19 protein-coding genes are annotated in these 17,770 nt (G+C 66.4%); 6 read left to right on the top strand and 13 right to left on the bottom strand.

Annotated features, from left to right (window positions below; genetic code table 11):
- Nucleotides 1–55 precede the first annotated feature (55 nt).
- A complete protein-coding gene (locus AC1MB9_RS05420) occupies nucleotides 56–550 on the top strand; it encodes a SixA phosphatase family protein (RefSeq protein ID WP_479964012.1) in 495 nt (164 codons plus the stop codon).
- Nucleotides 551–578: 28 nt separating this feature from the next.
- Here the strand turns inward: AC1MB9_RS05420 and AC1MB9_RS05415 are convergent, their stop codons facing one another.
- From AC1MB9_RS05415 to AC1MB9_RS05405, 3 genes are all read right to left on the bottom strand, one after another.
- On the bottom strand, nucleotides 579–2,267 hold the full coding sequence (locus tag AC1MB9_RS05415; protein WP_479964011.1) for a long-chain-fatty-acid--CoA ligase: 1,689 nt from the start codon (nucleotides 2,265–2,267) through the stop codon (nucleotides 579–581).
- Between the two features lie 60 nt (nucleotides 2,268–2,327).
- The gene (locus tag AC1MB9_RS05410) at nucleotides 2,328–3,215 is read right to left on the bottom strand and encodes a VOC family protein (RefSeq protein ID WP_479964010.1); all 888 of its coding nucleotides are present in this window, start codon (nucleotides 3,213–3,215) and stop codon (nucleotides 2,328–2,330) included.
- Between the two features lie 111 nt (nucleotides 3,216–3,326).
- A complete protein-coding gene (locus AC1MB9_RS05405) occupies nucleotides 3,327–4,064 on the bottom strand; it encodes a DUF4386 domain-containing protein (RefSeq protein ID WP_479964009.1) in 738 nt (245 codons plus the stop codon).
- A gap of 91 nt (nucleotides 4,065–4,155) precedes the next feature.
- Here AC1MB9_RS05405 and AC1MB9_RS05400 point away from each other — a divergent pair, with 91 nt between their 5' ends.
- Both AC1MB9_RS05400 and AC1MB9_RS05395 read left to right on the top strand, forming a co-directional pair.
- Nucleotides 4,156–4,824, top strand: coding sequence for a TetR/AcrR family transcriptional regulator C-terminal domain-containing protein (locus AC1MB9_RS05400; protein WP_479964008.1), 669 nt, complete (start codon nucleotides 4,156–4,158; stop codon nucleotides 4,822–4,824).
- An 84-nt stretch (nucleotides 4,825–4,908) separates the two neighbouring features.
- Entirely contained in the window at nucleotides 4,909–6,726 is a 1,818-nt protein-coding gene (locus AC1MB9_RS05395) for a DEAD/DEAH box helicase (protein WP_479964007.1), read from the top strand.
- A gap of 79 nt (nucleotides 6,727–6,805) precedes the next feature.
- Here the strand turns inward: AC1MB9_RS05395 and malQ are convergent, their stop codons facing one another.
- From malQ to arfB, 3 genes are all read right to left on the bottom strand, one after another.
- Nucleotides 6,806–8,929 carry a 4-alpha-glucanotransferase gene (gene malQ, locus AC1MB9_RS05390; protein ID WP_479964006.1) on the bottom strand — a complete coding sequence of 708 codons (2,124 nt, stop codon included), beginning with the start codon at nucleotides 8,927–8,929 and terminating at the stop codon, nucleotides 6,806–6,808.
- 26 nt (nucleotides 8,930–8,955) lie between these two features.
- On the bottom strand, nucleotides 8,956–9,630 hold the full coding sequence (locus AC1MB9_RS05385; protein ID WP_479964586.1) for an NUDIX hydrolase: 675 nt from the start codon (nucleotides 9,628–9,630) through the stop codon (nucleotides 8,956–8,958).
- 67 nt (nucleotides 9,631–9,697) lie between these two features.
- On the bottom strand, nucleotides 9,698–10,120 hold the full coding sequence (arfB, locus tag AC1MB9_RS05380) for an alternative ribosome rescue aminoacyl-tRNA hydrolase ArfB (protein WP_479964005.1): 423 nt from the start codon (nucleotides 10,118–10,120) through the stop codon (nucleotides 9,698–9,700).
- Between the two features lie 62 nt (nucleotides 10,121–10,182).
- Here arfB and AC1MB9_RS05375 point away from each other — a divergent pair, with 62 nt between their 5' ends.
- On the top strand, nucleotides 10,183–10,806 hold the full coding sequence (locus AC1MB9_RS05375; RefSeq protein WP_479964004.1) for a LysE family transporter: 624 nt from the start codon (nucleotides 10,183–10,185) through the stop codon (nucleotides 10,804–10,806).
- On the opposite strand, the gene AC1MB9_RS05370 is transcribed toward AC1MB9_RS05375, so the two are convergent.
- The 3 genes from AC1MB9_RS05370 to AC1MB9_RS05360 form a co-directional block, all read right to left on the bottom strand.
- Nucleotides 10,803–11,273, bottom strand: a complete 471-nt coding sequence (locus AC1MB9_RS05370; protein WP_479964003.1) for a GNAT family N-acetyltransferase — start codon at nucleotides 11,271–11,273, stop codon at nucleotides 10,803–10,805. The two genes, AC1MB9_RS05375 and AC1MB9_RS05370, sit on opposite strands and share 4 nt — an antisense overlap.
- A 289-nt stretch (nucleotides 11,274–11,562) precedes the next feature.
- A complete protein-coding gene (locus AC1MB9_RS05365) occupies nucleotides 11,563–12,042 on the bottom strand; it encodes a hypothetical protein (RefSeq protein WP_479964002.1) in 480 nt (159 codons plus the stop codon).
- Nucleotides 12,017–12,595, bottom strand: a complete 579-nt coding sequence (locus AC1MB9_RS05360) for a hypothetical protein (RefSeq protein ID WP_479964001.1) — start codon at nucleotides 12,593–12,595, stop codon at nucleotides 12,017–12,019. Before AC1MB9_RS05360 ends, AC1MB9_RS05365 begins: the two co-directional genes overlap by 26 nt.
- A gap of 197 nt (nucleotides 12,596–12,792) precedes the next feature.
- Here AC1MB9_RS05360 and msrA point away from each other — a divergent pair, with 197 nt between their 5' ends.
- The gene (msrA, locus tag AC1MB9_RS05355) at nucleotides 12,793–13,308 is read left to right on the top strand and encodes a peptide-methionine (S)-S-oxide reductase MsrA (RefSeq protein WP_479964000.1); all 516 of its coding nucleotides are present in this window, start codon (nucleotides 12,793–12,795) and stop codon (nucleotides 13,306–13,308) included.
- A 41-nt stretch (nucleotides 13,309–13,349) separates the two neighbouring features.
- On the opposite strand, the gene AC1MB9_RS05350 is transcribed toward msrA, so the two are convergent.
- Complete coding sequence (locus AC1MB9_RS05350) at nucleotides 13,350–14,276, bottom strand: pseudouridine synthase (RefSeq protein ID WP_479963999.1); 927 nt, start codon at nucleotides 14,274–14,276, stop codon at nucleotides 13,350–13,352.
- A 169-nt stretch (nucleotides 14,277–14,445) separates the two neighbouring features.
- A complete protein-coding gene (locus AC1MB9_RS05345) occupies nucleotides 14,446–14,820 on the bottom strand; it encodes a cupin domain-containing protein (RefSeq protein WP_479963998.1) in 375 nt (124 codons plus the stop codon).
- Between the two features lie 302 nt (nucleotides 14,821–15,122).
- Between AC1MB9_RS05345 and AC1MB9_RS05340 the strand changes: the two genes are divergently transcribed.
- Nucleotides 15,123–15,323 (top strand): hypothetical protein, encoded by a 201-nt coding sequence (locus AC1MB9_RS05340; protein ID WP_479963997.1) that lies wholly within the window; start codon nucleotides 15,123–15,125, stop codon nucleotides 15,321–15,323.
- A 124-nt stretch (nucleotides 15,324–15,447) separates the two neighbouring features.
- On the opposite strand, the gene AC1MB9_RS05335 is transcribed toward AC1MB9_RS05340, so the two are convergent.
- Complete coding sequence (locus AC1MB9_RS05335) at nucleotides 15,448–17,253, bottom strand: acyl-CoA dehydrogenase family protein (protein WP_479963996.1); 1,806 nt, start codon at nucleotides 17,251–17,253, stop codon at nucleotides 15,448–15,450.
- A gap of 126 nt (nucleotides 17,254–17,379) precedes the next feature.
- Nucleotides 17,380–17,754: a rhodanese-like domain-containing protein gene (locus AC1MB9_RS05330; protein WP_479963995.1), complete on the bottom strand. Its 375-nt coding sequence runs from the start codon at nucleotides 17,752–17,754 to the stop codon at nucleotides 17,380–17,382.
- Nucleotides 17,755–17,770 lie beyond the last annotated feature (16 nt).

The raw sequence follows: 17,770 nt of genomic DNA, 5'->3' as shown, positions 1-17,770 counted from the left end.
TGTCAGACTGTATCGATGATCTGGTCGGGAACCTGCAAGAGATCCGGTGCACGAGATGCATGACAAAACGTTGATTCTGCTGCGGCATGCCCAATCGGATTGGTCCGGACGTGAGTCCGACATCGATCGACCGTTGAACGATCGCGGTCGACGGCAGGCACCGCTCGTGGGCAAATGGCTCGGGTACCACGTTGCCGGAATCGATCTGGTCGTAGTCTCCCCCGCGACGCGAGCGCGCAGTACGTGGAGTCTCGCCGCCGAGGAATTCACCGTTGCACCGCCCAGCGTCAACGATGACCGCGTATACGCCGCGTCAAGCCGACAACTCCTTACCGTGCTGGGCGAACTTCCGAGCACGGCACAGACCGTGGTGCTCGTGGGCCACAATCCCGGGATCGAAGGCCTGGTGACCGTGGCCACGGGCGAATCGGTGCACATGAGCACATCGGCCCTGGCCGTCATTCGATTCGAGGGGGCCTGGTCAACGGTCGGTGACGCGGATGCTGCATTGACCGTGTTCGGTCGGCCGCCTCGCGACTTCCCGCACTGATCCGCGGGCGCGGGCATCATCGGCGCGGTCAGAGCGTCGGCAAGACCCTCTCCCGCACCTCCTTGCGCAGGATCTTGCCGAGCATCGAGCGCGGTGTCTCATTCATCTGCACAATGCGGCGGGGAATCTTGTAGGCCGCGAGGTGCTGGCGACAGTGATCGCGGAGCGCGTCTTCGTCGAGTGTGGCGTGCGGGGCCAGTTCGACCGCGGCGACCACCATCTCCCCGCCGCGTTCGAGGGGCTTGCCGAAGGCGGCCGCGTCGACGACGGAGGGGTGCAGGCGCAGCACCGCTTCCACCTCGGAGGGTGAGATGTTGAATCCGCCGGTGATGATGAGCTCCTTGGCACGATCCACGATGGTCGTGAAACCGTCGGCATCAACCGTGACGATGTCCCCCGTGCGCAGCCACCCCCCGGGAAGCAGGGTTTGCTGCGTCTGCTCCGGGTTGTTCCAGTACCCCTGAAAGACCTGCGGCCCCTTGAGCAGCAACTCCCCCGGCTGTCCCTGCTCCACGTCGACGGTCGGGTCGAGGAGGTCGACAACGCGCATGAGTGTGGACGGGAACGGAACACCGATCGTGCCGGGGCGACGCGTGGGATGGAACGGGTTGCCGAGGGCGACCGGGGAGGACTCCGTCATCCCGTATCCCTCCACGAGAAGCCCGCCGGAAACGGATTCCCACAGCTCCACGACATGGTCGGGCAGGTTCATGGCGCCCGAAATGCAGTACTTGCACGAGCGAAGAGAGATTCCCTTCTCCTTGGCGGCCTGCGCGGTGCGCTCGTAGATCGGCGGGACGGCGCAGTACACCGTGGCCGGCGACTTCTTCATGGCATCGAGGATCAGCCCCGGCTCGAACTTGGGGAAGAGCACGAGCAGTCCCTGTTTGCGGATACCGAACGTGAGATACAGCGTCATGCCGAAGGCATGAAACATGGGCAGAATCGCGTAGAAGATTTCCTTGCGGTACTCGGCACCGTGCATCCAGGCCTCACCCTGCAGGGCGTTCGCGTAGAGGTTGAAGTGGGTGAGCATCGCGCCCTTGGGCCGCCCGGTTGTGCCTGAGGTGTACTGGATCGCCGCGAGATCCTCGACGGACGGTCTCGGGTGGTCCGGGTCGATTGCTCCGTGCCCGAGCAGGTCCTTCCACGAGATGGTACCCGGGGCGGGGCCGGTCAGGGCATCTCGCGACTCGCGCAGCCTCTTCACGGGGAGCTGCAGAGCGAGCCGTTTCGCGGTCGGGAATGCGGTGAGCAGATTCACCGAGACGATGTGGTCGATCTCAATGTCCGCCGGAAACGCCCGCAGGGAGGGAACGGATTTGTCCCAGGCGATCACGATGCGTGCCTGGTGGTCTTCGAACTGGTGCCGCAGCTCCCTGGACGTGTACAGCGGATTGTGTTCGACAACAACGGCCCCGAGGCGCAGCACGGCGTAGAACGCAACGACGTGCTGCGGACAGTTCGGCAGGAGCACGGCCACGCGGTCGCCGGCGTGCACACCCAGCGTTCGAAGGCCTTCGGCCGCCCGATCGATCTGGTCGCCGAGCTCGGTGTACGTGGTACGTCGACCGAAGAACTCGAGCGCAGGATGGTCTCCCGCCTCCGCCACCGAGCGTTCCAGCATCGCCACCAGTGACTCGGTGGGAAGGTCGATCTCGGCCGGCACTCCCGGTTGATAGTTCGTGACCCAGGGCTGCTGCTCGGTGTTTGGCATACATCCATCCTGCCCGACCCGCGCGGTCGCGCCGCACAGCCGGTCCCGGGTGCGTCGACCCTAGGCGGGCGCTCCGCCCACACTCAGCGTGACCGGCGTGCCCCACGGGTCGTCGACCCGCAGCTGGTTGCCGTCGTCCCGCACGGAAAGGGATCGATGACGCAGACGCTCACTCACCGAGTCGAGATCGACCCGTGTCGGCACCGTGATAGCCACCTCGGCGAGGCCGAGGCTGGCGGCGCGGGGCCCGGCACCCCGGCTGTTCCAGGTGTTCATCGCCATGTGGTGGTGATACCCGCCCGCGCTCACGAACAACGCTCCGGGAATCTCGACCGTGACCTCGAAACCAAGGGCATCCACGTAGAACGCTCGGGCCGTCGCAACGTCGCCCACCTGCAGGTGCACGTGCCCGACCTTTGCCTCACCGTTCTGCGCTGCGTCCCCCGCTTCCGGCAGATGCTCTCGCAGGTAGCGATTCGGGTCGAGCGCCAGCGTTTGCATGTCAACGTGCCCGTCCCGGTACGCCCACTCGGAGCGATCCCGGTCCGCATACAGTTCAATCCCGTTCCCCTCCGGGTCGGTGAAATAGAACGCTTCGCTCACGAGATGATCGGCACTCCCGACGTAGGAGGAGCGGCGATCGCGCGAGGCCTGGTAGACGGTGGCGGCGAGTGCGGCGGGGCCGTCAAACAGCAGGGCAGTGTGGAACAGTCCGGCCTGCGAGCGCGACGGCGCCGGCAGCCCGGCGGCATGCTCGAGCACCACGAGCGGGGTCAGTCCGCGCCCGAGCACAACGGAAGAGCCATGCTCTCTGAGCGACTCAAGGCCGAGGGCGTCCCGATAGTACGAGGACATCAACGCCAGGTCGCCCACGCGCAGGCTCACGGCATCCATTCCCGTTTCGGCGGCCAGCAGGTCACCGTTGGGTCGGGTCGCGTGCTGGGTCATGGCGTTCCTGCAATCTGCGCGCCGCGCGTTTGGTTGTAGCTTCAAGTAAAGCAGAGGGTGGTTGAAGCGTCAAGCAAAATTGCGGCCAGCGCCATCGAAACACCCACCGAGTCAGCGCGCACCCGGCCCCGTGGCCTGGCGAGGCGAGCGCGCGCCCATCCGGCGACCGCGAATCAGCAACCAGAAGATGATCGCGACCTCACCGACGAAGAGGTACTGCGCGAACACGGCGGAGAAGTCCTCGACCAGAGTGATCCCGATGGCGTCGGCCAGGTATCCGACGCCGGCGAGGCCGAGCAGCCCACCCAGAACCCGGGGCACGAACCCGGAGCGCCAGGCGAGGTAGCCGATCAGGAGCAGATGGATGCCGAAGAGCCCGAGGCTGGTGACCCAGATCGTGGTGAACGCCTCGACAGAGCGCAGCACGACGGCCGGTTCGTCCAGGTGCGTGACCGCCGCCACGAGCTGGCCGATGGCCACCATGAACGCCACCGCGAACACCGTGCGGGTCCAGGCGGCCACAGCGGCGACCGTTCGATGCACATCACGGAACAGTGCGTACCAGGCGCCGGCGACGAGAATATCGAGCAGCGTGACAATGAAGAGCAGGATGACCCCCATCACAAAGAGAGGCTCCGCACCCCGAATCGCCTGCGTGGTTGCGGCCGCGTCGCCCGGTGTCACCAGGGGCACTATCGCGCCGAAGTTGGCGACGGCGGCCAGTATCGCCATGATCGCCAGCGCAACGCCCGAAACGAGGCTCGCGGTGCGCGGGGACCAATGCGTGAAATTCAGTCTCGCCGCGAGTGACGACGGTCGAGCGCTCTGTGTCTTCTGCAGGAATGTCATGGCTTCTCCGAGTTCGTAAACTTATGTTGTAAGTAAAATATGCCTACAGTGTAAGCTTGTCAACAGGACAGCGTAAGAACGGGAGAATTCGATGGCACCGAGCAAGCCGAAGGCCCGGCCGCGGGTTCGCCTCAACCGCGACCGGGTTCTGCACACCGCCATCGCGCTCGCCGATACGAGCGGAATCGAGGCGCTCACGATGCGACGGCTCGGAGATGAACTCGGCGTGGAAGCGATGTCCCTGTACAACCACGTGGCCAACAAAGACGATCTGCTCACCGGAATGGTCGACGCCATCTTCACCGAGATCGAGCTGCCCTCCCACAGCGACGGCTGGAAGGTGGCCATGCGCCAGCGGTCCGTGTCCTTCCGAGCGGTGCTGACGCGTCACTCCTGGGCCACCGCATTGCGCGACTCCGGCACCAATCCGGGCCCGGCCACGCTCCGGCATCACGACCGGGTGATCGGCACGCTGCGCCGGGCCGGGTTCTCCACCACCCTGACCGCGCACGCGTTCTCGGCCATCGACAGCTACATCTATGGGTTCGCGGTACAAGAAAAGGCGCTGCCGTTTCACACCGAGGAGGAGTCCGCGGCCATGGCGGCGCAGATGCTGGCCCACCTGCCGATGTCGGAGTACCCCGACCTCACCGAATTCACGATCGCTCACGTGCTGCAGCCCGGCTATGACTACGGTGACGAGTTCACGTTCGGTCTCGACCTCATCCTCGACGGCTTCGAGCGCCTCCTCGATGCGTAGCCGGCGTCCCCGGTCACGAGTCTTTCTCGCCCCGAGCAGGCGATACCTCACGAATTGGGGGCGCGCATCGAGTACCGTTAGAGTATGACGCCTCCTGAAACAACAACCCGGAGCGATGCAGACGCTGCCCCCGCAACGACAACCTTCGCCGATCTCGGACTCAACGACGCAATGCTGAAGGCGCTCAAGGTCGTCGGGTACGAGACTCCCTCTGCGATCCAGGCCGCGACCATTCCGCCGCTGATTGAAGGCCGCGACGTCGTTGGCCTCGCCCAGACCGGAACCGGCAAGACCGCCGCCTTCGCATTGCCCATCCTTTCCCGCCTCGACCTTGCACAGAAAAACCCGCAGGCCCTCGTGCTGGCCCCCACTCGCGAGCTTGCCCTGCAGGTATGCGAAGCCTTCGAAAAGTACGCCACCCACATGCGTGGCGTGCACGTGCTCCCCGTCTACGGCGGACAGGGCTACGGCGTTCAGCTATCCGCGCTGCGTCGCGGCGTGCACATTGTCGTCGGTACTCCCGGCCGCATCATGGACCACTTGGAAAAGGGCACGCTGAACCTGAGCGAACTCAAGTACCTCGTGCTCGACGAGGCCGACGAGATGCTCAAAATGGGCTTCGCCGAAGACGTCGAGACGATCCTCGCCGACACCCCCGATTCCAAGCAGGTGGCCCTGTTCTCCGCCACCATGCCCGCCTCCATCCGCCGCATTTCGCAGAAGTACCTGAACAACCCGAAAGAGATCACGGTCAAGAACAAGACCACGACCTCCGCGAACACGACGCAGCGCTACCTTGTCGTCTCGTACGGCCAGAAGGTCGACGCGCTCACGCGCATCCTCGAGGTCGAAAACTTCGAGGGCATGATCGTCTTCGCGCGCACCAAGAACGAGACCGAGACCCTGGCCGAGAAGCTGCGCGCACGCGGTTACTCAGCCATGGCCATCAACGGTGATGTTGCCCAGGTACAGCGTGAGCGTACCGTTGAGCAGCTCAAGTCCGGCAAGCTGGACATCCTCGTCGCCACGGATGTCGCCGCTCGCGGCCTCGACGTTGAGCGCATCAGCCACGTGATCAACTTCGATATCCCGATCGACACCGAGTCCTACGTGCACCGCATTGGCCGCACCGGCCGCGCCGGCCGCAGCGGTGCCGCGATCAGCTTCGTCACGCCGCGTGAGCGCCGGCTGCTCACTGCGATTGAGCGGGCCACCCGCCAGCCGCTCACGCAGATGCAGTTGCCCAGCCCGGATGACGTCAACGTCACCCGTTTGGCCCGCTTCGATGATCAGATCACCGCGGCCCTCGGCGAGTCCGAGCGCATCAGCAAGTTCCGCGACATCATCGCGCACTACGTGCAGCACCACGATGTGCCGGAGGCCGACGTGGCTGCCGCGCTCGCCGTGGTGGCGCAGGGCGAGACGCCCCTGCTGCTCACCGCGAAGGATGCCCGTGTGCAGCGCTTCGACCGGGACCGCGACGACCGCGACTCCCGACCGCCCCGCGGCGACCGGAACGACCGCAGCGACCGTCGCGAAGACCGTGGAACGCGCGGCGACCGCCCCGAGCAGGGCGACCGCGTCGAGCGCCGCCCGCGCAACTCGGACCGCGCGCTGGCCTCATACCGCATCGAGGTGGGCAAGCGCCACAAGGTGGAGCCGCGTCAGATCGTCGGGGCTCTCGCCAACGAGGGTGGCCTCAGCCGTGAAGACTTCGGTCACATCCAGATCAACCCGGAATATTCACTCGTTGAGCTGCCCGCCGATCTGTCCTCGGACATCCTCTCGAAGCTCTCCGGCACCCGCATCAGTGGCAAGCTCATCGAGCTGCGTGCCGACGGTGGCGGTGGCGTGCGTCGGGAAGACCGCGACCGCAGCGAGCGTCCCCCGCGCCGCTACTAGCACAGAGCAGTCCGCGTAAATGAGTCGCCCCCGAGCTTTCTCGGGGCGACGCGTTTGTGTGCGGCAGGCCCGATCCGGGTCAGCGGATGCCGCCTATCGCCTGCACGAGGGCGGCGAACCGCGGGTTTGCGGCCAGGTCATCGAGCGCGACCGTTCGACCGTCCGGTCCGGCCAGCGGAACCCGCCAGTTGGGGTATTCGTCGACGGTTCCCGGCTGGTTCTGGGTGCGTCGTTCGCCGACGGCATCGACCAGGGCCACACCCAGTAACGACGAGGGCGTGAGTGCCGTGAACGCGTACAATGCTTCGACGGTGGCCTGAACGTCCGCGTCGACTGCCAGGAGCCCGCGCTGCCGCAGCATGTCGAGCACCGCGCTCTGCTCGGTCGCCGCCAGCGCGCGTTCTTCCTCCGCCGGGTGGGTCAGCAGGCCGAGGGATTGGCGCAGACTCACGTGGTCGCCCGCCAGGTAGCCGGCCGTCGGCGGAAGGTCGTGGGTGTTGACGCTCGTGAGACACCGTTCGCGGTACTGCTCAGGCGCGAGCGGGCCCGCTTCCGTGCGTTCGAACCAGAGTATCGAGGTGCCGTAGATGCCGCGCTCGGTGAGGTAGCCGCGCACCCACGGCTCGAAGACTCCGAGGTCTTCCCCGATCACGATGGCTCCGGCCCGCTGCGCCTCGAGCGCCAGGATGCCGATCATCGCCTCGTGATCGTAGCGCACGTAGGTGCCGTCGCGCGGGCTGGCACCTTCCGGAACCCACCAGAGCCGGAACAGGCCGAGGACATGGTCCACGCGAATGCCGCCGGCATGGCGCAGCACACTGCGCAGCATGTCACGGTAGGCCGCGTAGCCCGTCTCGGCCAGTCGCCCGGGATGCCACGGCGGCTGTGACCAGTCTTGGCCCTGCTGTGTGAACATGTCCGGCGGGGCCCCCACGGTGACGCCGGCCGCGAGCACGTCGCGCAACGTCCAGGCATCCGCTCCCCCGCTTTGCACCCCCACAGGAAGATCGTGCACGATACCCAGCCCCATGCCGGCCGCCACCGCGGCGCTCTGGGCCTGCCCCAGCTGTTCGTCGCAGACCCACTGCAGCCAGCAGTGGAAGTCGATGCGATCCGCGAGGGAGTCTCTATGGCTCCTCGCAAAGGTGCTTTCCGGACCACTCGGTTGCACCAGCCACTCGGGTGCGTCCGGCGCAAACACCTCGCTGAGCGCGCACCACAGCGCGAAGTCCGCGAGGGCCTTCCCGCGCTCGGCACGGTACTGCGCGAAGCGACGGGCACGGGTCTCGCTCAGCGGCACAGCATAGACGAGTTCAAGCGCCGTGAGTTTCGCCGCGTACGACGAATCACGGTCGAGCCGGTCCGGGTCGCTGTTGGCGGCCTGCTGCTCGGCGGCGAGTCGTTGCACGAGGCCGCGCCGCTCGGGCGTCAGGAGCCGGTACTCCGGCACATTCTCCACCCTCACATATAGCGGGTGAAAGAACCGTCGGCTGGTCGGAAGGTACGGCGAAGGCTCAACGGGCGGCGCCGGTGCGGACGCGTGCAGGGGGTTCACGAGCACATAGTCGGCCCCGTACCGAGTGGCCGAGAGCGTGGCCAGGTCGGCGAGGTCGGCGAAATCGCCGATCCCCCACGAGCGCGACGATCGCACCGAGTACAGCTGCGCCATCAGACCCCAGGCGCGTCGGCCGTTGAGGGCGGTGGACGTCTCCAGCCGCTCGGGCGTCACGACGAGAGAGGCGTATGCCGTGTGGTCGCCGCTGCGCGCGTGCAGACGATGCCAGCCGAGGGGAAGCGAGCCGGGCACGGCGAAGATGCGCCGGCTGATGGTCCGGCCGGCGACCTGCTCGGTGTCCCACCATTCGTCGACCTGAGCGAGATCCATGCGGCTCCCATCTTCGGCGATGATCCAGACCGAAGCGGATGTTCCCTGCTCGGCATGCACCGGCAGTGCGTGTTCCGCTCCCTCGCGCAGCACGACCACGGGCGGCAGCAGCAGGCGCCATGGCGCCAGAACGTGTTCGCGGCGCGACGCCCGCACCTCCTCGGCAGTCTCGGCGGCCACACCCAGGGCGCTCAACACGGCGCACAGGGTGCGCGCACTGACCGGTATACGCTCGCCGTTGTCCCCCCAGAACCAGGTGTCCACTCCGTGATCCCGCGCCAGGTCGAGCAGTTCGGCGTTGATTTCCATGGTGGTCATGCGCACACTCTATCGGGCCGGTGTCGCTATGCCGTCGGTCGCACCGTTCTCTCCTGATCCCACGAAACGGCCCACTCGAGCTCCTCGAATATGCGCGACAGCACGATCGCGGTGAATCCCCAGATGAGTCTGCCGTCGACCTGAAAGGCCGGCGCGTGAAACACACGGTCGTCGACCTGATGCGCCGTGGCGACCCGATTCACCGGGTTGAGCAGGTCCGCGACCGGTACCCGGAACACGTCAACGGTTTCTCGGTGATCGACCGCGGCCACGTGAGACGGGTATGTCCACCAGGCTGGCACCGGGGTCACCAGATGGTTGCTCGCCGCCAGCGGAAAATCGGGCAACGTGCCAAGGGGTTCGAGCCCCGCCGGATCGAGCCCGGTCTCTTCGACGGCCTCGCGCATCGCGGCGGCTATGGGCCCGGAGTCGGATGCCTCGAGCCGGCCGCCCGGAAAGGCGATCTGTCCCGGATGGCTGCCCAGTGTCGCCGCGCGCCTCAGCAGCAGCACGTCGAGATCGCGCGACACCGGGCCGATCCCGGCAGCGCGTGCCGGCTCCGAGTCAAGCACTCCGAACAGCACCAGCACGGCGGCGTGACGTGACCGGGAGGTGTCCGGCAGCACGTGTGTCAGATCCGTGCGCCAGTCCAGTCCGCGATCACACAGTGCTGCAAGCTCGGCTCGGGGGCCATCGGGCATCATGACCCCAGCCTACGGACTCTCCTCGCCGAGTCGGCGCGGATGCGCCCGCGCGGGCGCCGCGCCCTTAGTCGTCGGAGGGGCTGCGGCGTTGCTGCTTCGTCGCGGAACGCTGTTCCTTGATCGCGAGCCAGCGCCGACCGGAGCCGCGGGTGGGCTTCGTGGCTCGGCGGCGCGGTCCGTCGGGTGACAGGGCATCGGACACAAGGTCGGAGAGTTTCACCAGCGCACTCTCCCGGTTTCGCAGCTGGGAGCGGTTCTCGGAGGCGGCGACGGAGACGACTCCGGAGGCGAGGCGGCGGTCGAGACGCTCGAGTAGTCGCGCCCGCTGATCGTCGGTGAGCACGAGGGATTTCGCGATGTTCCAGGACAGCTCGACTCGGCTGTCGGACGTGTTCACGTGCTGGCCGCCCGGTCCGGACGACCGCGAGAAGCGCCAGCGGAGTTCCGGTGCGGGAATCGTGAGCGCGGGCGATATCTCAAGATCCATATGTCCAGTTTGCCATGCGCGAGCGAAAACCAGGCCTCGGCGCGCGACAGTAAACTTGCCGGGTGCAGTTTTCTCTGTGGTTGGCCCTGTTGGGCGCCGGTACCCTGATCAGTTTCACGCCCGGCGCGGGGGCGATCAACACCATGAGCAATTCGCTGAATGCGGGCTTCCGCCGATCCATCTGGGGCATCTTCGGCCAGCAAGCCGCGCTGCTCGTCCACATTGTGATTGTTGCCCTCGGTGTGGGAATCCTCGTCGCCAGTTCCCCCCTTGCGTTCAACGTCATCCGCTACGCGGGGGCCGCCTACCTGGTGTATTTGGGCATCCGTCAGTTTCTCGCACGGCCCTCGCTCGACGCCGACAGCGTGCAATCGCTGCGCGACGAACCGCGCTGGTCGATGTTCCGGCGCGGCCTGTGGGTGAATCTGCTCAACCCGAAGGCGATCGTGTTCTTTCTGGCGTTCCTGCCGCAGTTCATTCGCGTCGATCAGCCCGTGGTCCCGCAGTATCTGATTGCCGCTGCCACCGTCGTCGCCATCGACATCGTGGTGATGTGGCTGTTCTTCGCCGGCACCGCACGGTCATTTCAGCGCTTCACCCGTGACGCTCGCGGTCAACGCGTGTTGAACCGGATCTTCGGGGTGCTGTTCGTGGCCGTCGGGGTGCTCCTCGGCGTCATTCACTAGGGGGCGGTGAGGTCCTTGCGCATCTGCACGGCGCTCGTTTCGTATCCGAGCGACTCGTAAAGCTTCCGGGCGTTCACGTTGTACCCGAAGACGTTGAGCCCCATGGATGTCGCTCCCAGGCGACGCGCTTCCTCCTCGCCGAGCAGCATGGCCTGGCGCCCCAGCCCCTGGTGCCGATGCGCGGCATCGATCTCCACGTCGAAGACCGACCACGCGTCCTGCTGTCCGGGCTGGGGGCCGATCCAGATGTATCCGACAGCTGCGTCGTCATGGAGCACATCGAAGACTCGATGCGTCGGGAGCGGCTGTCTCCCCGGAAAGTTCTCGGCCAGGGAACGGTCGGCGTTCTCCCGAGCGAGGCTTTCCGGCTCACCGGCCTGCAGCCGTGAGGCCAGGTACTCCTCGTTCGATGTGGTCAGCCACGTGTCGAAACGCTCCGGGGGCATGAACTCCAGTCGTATAGTCACTCCCCCATCGTGTCACTCGCACGGAGCCGCGCCGAGTGATATCACCGAGCGCGGTCCCGCCGCGGGATCATCGGCCGGAGAAGAGCCGGGAGAAGAAGCCTCCCTTGGCTGCGGGGTCGTTCTCGTGCCCGCGGCACCGATCGGAGCTCGGCACGCCGCGCATCACCTGATCAACGTGCTGGCCGCAACCCGCCCAGGTCGTCTTTCCACACTTTTTACACGAGACTGCACGGCACATAAATGGCTCCTTTTCGTTGAACTACTCTGTTCAGTATACCCCATGGGGTATCTAGCGGAAAAGCGGCCGGCACGTCGTGCACACGACCCCGACCCCGACGTCGGAGTCGGCCACGGCGTGGTGCTCGGCGGCCAACCGTTCCCGCAAGGCCCAGACGAGCAGGACTACCGCGGCGAGGGCGACGACGGGCCGAGCAGCCCCGGTGAGCATCGGTTCGGCCGTACGCAGATCGGTGGAGAGATACAAGGCCATCAGGCCCAGCGCCGGCCACCGGAGGTCACACCGGGTGGCTTCTCCTCCGATCGGAGCCGAAAAGTAGCTGGCGACGACCAGCCCCAGGATTCCGGAACCGAGCAGGGTGAGCGCATACGCCCACCACGACGCGGGGAATGCAAGAGCTCCCCCGACCGCGACGAATGCGCCGGTCGCGAGGCTGAGAACGACGTACGCCGCCACGGCGACGCCGAGCGCGATCACTCTTCGGCGTGGCGTCCACAGGCGCAGCTCAGCGAACAGGTTCGAAATTCTCATCGGCAGGTGACTCCTGGATCGGGGACGGGGCCGGCAGGCGGCAGGAATTCTCTCTGGTCAGGCGCGCGTACAGCGCCCAACCGAGCAGAAGCAGAGAGGCGGCCGCGAGATACGGCTGCACCGGTTCGAAAAATTGCAAGGCCCCCGATGTTCCGAGCGCGAGCAGCACGATCTTGTTGCACACCGGGCACCCGACCGCGAAGAACGTGATCATCCATCCGGCCATGCCGAGTCGTCCCTCGGAACGGCGCGGCGCGGCGCCCTCCGGATAGGCGACATACGTGGCCGTTACAAGCCCGGCGAGAACCGCACTGGTGGCGAGAACCGGAAAGGACCAGGCGGTGGGCGCCACCTCCCGTGAGAAGAACGGCGTATCGATCAGGTCGGTCGGAATGGCGATCACCAGATACGTGGCCGCGGCGGTGAGGGCGGCTACCCACCAGCGACGGGGCGGCCAGCCGGCCAGCGAGGCCCAGGAGGCAGCGAGTGAATGACCCACGCGCTCGGCGCGCCCACGTTCCGCGGGGTCAACCCGTCTTGGTGCGAGTCGCATGACTGTGGCCTCTTCTGTCCAGTGGATACCTGGTGGGGTATGTGAACACCGTACGGGGCATCCCGCGCAGACTCAAGTTCGGCCGCCGGGCAGTCATCCTGGCCGTGCGGAACATCTCGGCAACTTAGAGTGTTGCAGAGAGCGGATCACTGTCGGCAGAAGTGCCGACGGCACGTGCCACCACGACGAGGAGAATCATGAACACTGAACAAGCCATCCTGGCCGGCGGCTGCTTCTGGGGAGCCCAGCAGCTCCTGCGTCGGCGTCCGGGAATTCTCGCCACCCGGGTCGGATACTCCGGCGGCGACACCCCGAACGCGACCTACCGCAACCACGGCGACCACGCCGAAGCCGTGGAGATCGAGTTCGACCCCGCCGTGATCAGCTATCGCGAGGTGCTGGAATTCTTCTTCCAGATCCACGACCCGTCCACCAGGAACCGCCAGGGCAACGACGTGGGTCGCAGCTACCGCTCCGCCATTTACTACACGTCACCCGAGCAGAAGCGCGTCGCCGAACAGACGATAGCGGATGTCGACGCGTCCGGAATCTGGCCCGGCCCGGTTGTCACCGAGGTCGAGCCGGCGGGCGATTTCTGGGAGGCAGAGGAAGACCACCAGGACTACCTGGAGAAGGCCCCGAACGGCTACACCTGCCACTTCGTGAGGCCGGATTGGCGTCTTCCCTCGCACGCGAACACATCCACGAGCTGACCCGCTCCAAACGCACCCGAACGACTGCGTCGACCGCGCGGTCAGCCGTCGGGGACCTCGCCCCGCACCGGGAGGCCGCGCACGCTCTCGAACCGTCGCGCTCCCCCGTCAATCGGGTCGATGAAGGTCACCTCCCCGGCGAGCAGCTGTAGCGGGCGGGCGAAGTCGTGCAGCGCGACATCCCGCACCACCGGGTACAGCGGGTCATCGCTGATGGGGATTCCGAGGCCCCACATGTGCATGCGGAGTTGATGGGTGCGGCCGGTGCGCGGGGTCAACCGATATACGGCCCGGTCGCCCCGGACGGCAGAGACATCGACAAGTGTCTCCGCATTCACCGGGGCACCGGGCACGAGCTCGGCCTGCCACTGACCGCGGCGGGTGGCGAGATGATTGCGTACGGTGACGGGCAGCTCGAGGTCGGCGCGCCACGGGGCGAGGGCACGGTACACCTTGCCGACCTCGCCGCGTTGGAACATCGACTGATACGCCCCGCGCCAGCGGCGCTCGGTCGCCAGGACCAGCAGGCCCGACGTCACCCGATCGAGCCGGTGCAGCGGTGAGAGTTCGGGCAGGTCCAGTTCGGCCCGCAGCCGCACCACGACGCTCTGCAGCACGTGCCGCCCGCGTGGAATCGACGACAGAAAGGCCGGCTTGTCGATCACGACGAGGCGCTCGTCGCGGTGAATCACGTGAATCGCCCCCGGCACGAACACTTCGTCGGACAGATCACGGTGAAACCATATGAACGTGTGTGGCCGATAGGCGTCCCCGCCCCTGACCGGCGCCCCCGCCTGGTCAACGAACCGTGCGTCGGTCAGAAACCCGTCGACGTCGACGAACTCCGACAGGCGTTCGGTGAGCCAGTCGCCCATGGTCGCCCACGCCGGTCGGTCGGTGCGTTCCGGGGTGCTCACCCACGCGGCGTCAAGCCCGTGACGTTGCGGGAGAGGGGAACGCGGCGGCATCCCTCAATCGTACGTCGCCGGCCGTGTCCCAGACGGTCACATCGCCTCACCCTGCTCGGTGAGCCTTCGCGGCGTACTCAGTATCAAGACACGCCCGAGCCGGACGACGTGGCCCGCGGCCGACGATGAGACACGGGTTGCCGCGCTCGTGACAGCAGCCCCGACCTGATCAGGACACCGGGATGCCGTACTCGGCCGCGCTGGCGAATTCGATCCCGACGAACGGCTCTCCCCCGAGCACGCGCGCGTCATGTCCCGGTGGGATCACATAGGCGTCACCGGCCGTGATGGTAGCGACCTGGCCGTCATCGAGCTCGGCGTGGAGCGTCCCGGAGACACAGTAGCCCACGTGTTTCAGCTGGCACGAGTCGGTGAGCACCACGGGTTTGATGCAGTCGGACCAGACCCAGCCTGGTTCCATCTGCAGGCGACCGATCGTGTACTCGCCGAGATGATTGACACCGAGGCTGGTTTTCTCCGGCGTGCGGCGCTCGTCGGGAGAGTCGAAAGACTTGACGTGCAGCGACTTCTTGCTCTCAGGCATGGATTCCTCCTCCTAGGCGGTCACCGGGTCAGCGGCCACGCACGCGGCCCACCGGGCATAGACAGACTTGCCGCCAGACTAGTCGGCAGGCGGCGTTCGTCAAGTGGCCTGGGCGAGGGCGTACCCCCGGGCAGAGAGAGGCCGGGGGCGGCGCTGGTCGCGAGTCCGCACATCCGCCTGAGATGTGCCGCTGGGGGTGTCGGCGCGCGGCAACCGCGGCTACTCTGGCTCTCGACGAGATCGGCGGAGGGCGCGGCATTCGGTGTGGCCTCGCGGATGCCGGCCACAAGGAGAGGCAGCCCATGACCGCGAACACTCGAGGGCGCACGATCGTTCGGGATGGGCCGTGGGGGTTCATCTTTCTCTTGGCGTACATCGGCGCCGCCATCTACTTCGTCTCCACCTCAGACGGATCGTTCTGGGGCGTCATCCTCGGGCTGTTGCAGGCTATCGTCTGGCCGGTCTACGTGGTGTTCCACGTGTTGACGGCGATCGGCGCCTGAGCGGGCGCTTGTCGCAACATGACGGCGACGATGCCGCGACCCACCACGACGCCAGCGCCTGGCTCGGCAGGGCCTCATCCAGGTGAGTGCCCTGCCGCCGAAGCTCCATAGCGCTGACGCCCGATCAGCGCTGCGATGACACCTTGTTGCGTTCGGCGCCGGAGAACTGCGCCACATCGAGGGCGAACAGGTCATCGGAGCCGGCAGTCGCGGCGCCGAGCAGACCGGCGCAGGCCGGCAACAGCTGCTGGGCGTAGAACCGGGCCATCACGAGCTGGGTCTCGGCCTGCTGCGGGTCTTCTGCCGCGGCACCGGCAAGTGCGGAACGTGCCAGGAGCCAGCCACCGACGCAGAGTCCCCACATGCGCAGGTACGGGGCTGAACCGGACAGCACAGCATTCGGGTCTGCCCGGCCGGTGCGGAGCATCCATGCGGTCGCGGTGTCGAGTGCCCCCAGCTGCGTATCGAGGGCCTGCCGGATGGAATCGAACTCGGTTCCCGCTGCGGCCAATTCCGGCAGGATCCCGCGCATGGTCGCCAGGAACTCCAGGGCGGAGTCGCCCCCGCGTACACCCAACTTACGGCCGACGAGATCGGCGGCCTGGATCCCGTTGGTTCCCTCGTAGATCGCCATGATGCGCACGTCACGATAGTGCTGGGCCGCCCCGGTCTCCTCGATGAAGCCCATGCCGCCGTGAATCTGCAGGGCAAGCGAGGTGAGCTCGTTGCCGAGGTCGCTGCCGAAGGCCTTGCAGATCGGCGTGAGCAGACCGGCTATCTCGTCTGCACGCGTGCGCACGGCGGCATCCGGATTGTGCGTGCTCTGGTCGACGTACACGGCGTTCAGCAGCATCAGCCGGCGAGCGGCAGCCAAATATGTCTTCTGCGTCATGAGCATGCGGCGCACGTCGGGGAAATCGATGATCGCCGAGTCACGTTCGGTGGCACCGATCGCCCGCCCCTGACGCCTGGTCTTGGCGTACTCCAGGGACTGCTGATAAGCGCGCTCGCTGACTCCGACCGCCTGCATGCCCACCGAAACCCGCGCGCTGTTCATCATGACGAACATGATCTGCATGCCGAGATTCTCTTCACCCACCAGGTAGCCGGTGGCACCGTCGTAGTCGAGCACGCAGGTGGGTGAACCGTGGATGCCGAGTTTGTGCTCGAGCGACAGCGCCGCGACGCCGTTGCGCTCGCCGAGGGACCCGTCGTCGTTCACGAGGAACTTCGGCACGATGAAGCAGGAGATGCCCTTGGTTCCCGCTGGAGCACCGGGGAGGCGGGCGAGCACGAGGTGCACGATCTGCTCGGCCATGTCGTGGTCGCCGTAGGTGATGAATATCTTCTGGCCGGTGATGGCGTAGCTGCCGTCGTCGCGCTTGACGGCCCGGGTGGTGAGTGCGCCGACGTCGGAACCCGCGTGCGGTTCGGTGAGGTTCATGCTGCCGGTCCACTCCCCGCTGACCATCTGCGGGAGATAACGCTGCTTCAACTCCTCGCTGCCATAGTGCAGCAGCGCTTCAATGGCGCCCTGGGTGAGTAGAGGGCAGAGAGCGAAAGCCACGTTGGCGGTGGACATCAGTTCCTGGATGGCCAAACCGATCGTGTGCGGAAAATCGCCGCCGCCGAATTCTTCGGGCAGTGGCACCGCGCCCCAGCCGGTGTCCACGTACTGGCGGTAGGCGCTCGCGAAGCCCGGGGAGGTGACGACGGTGCCATCCGCCTCGCGCCGTGCGCCCTGCACGTCGCCGGCGCGATTGGTCGGGCCGACCACCTCGGCCATGAATTCGCCGCACTGCTCCAGGAGTTCGACGGCTGTGTCGAGGTCGGCGTGCTCGAATCCCGGCAGTGCGGCGAGGCCGGGATAGCCCACGACATGCTCGAGGGTGAAAGCGATATCGGCTGTTTGTGGACGAAATTGGCTCATGCCTGTCAGCGTAGCTACGGATATCGCCGCAGTGGTGAGACCTCAGCATCTGTTCGGGAATGTGCCGCTTCCCTACAACTCAGTGGCCGATCCACCGCCCTGAGCGTTGTATTCCTACAAAGCTTCCTAGCCCCCGGAGACGATCGGGATGTCGGTCGCGGCGGCAGCGCTGTCCATCGCGCCCGCATCGTGAACGTTGGTGAATCCGGCAGATTCCATGATTGAGACGGCCTGAGCCGAGCGGTTTCCGGATTGGCAGTAGACGATGTAATCACCATCCTGGGCATAGTCCCCAATCGCCTGCTCGAATGAGCCGGACTGCAGGTTGACGTTCACAGCCCCGTCAAGGTGGCCCGCGGCATACTCGGCGGGAGTGCGCACGTCCATGATGACGGTGTCCGCGGTAACCGTGACGGTTTCGGGTGCCGAGCAGGCCGTGAGACCGAGGCCGAGGCCGGCCAGAAGGGTGAAGAGCAGGGGCAGGGTTCGCAGGCGGCGCATGGGGTCTCCTTCAGAT

The sequence above is a fragment of the Cryobacterium sp. AP27 genome, assembly GCF_056680495.1.
This window is presented reverse-complemented; position numbering and strand designations above follow the sequence as displayed.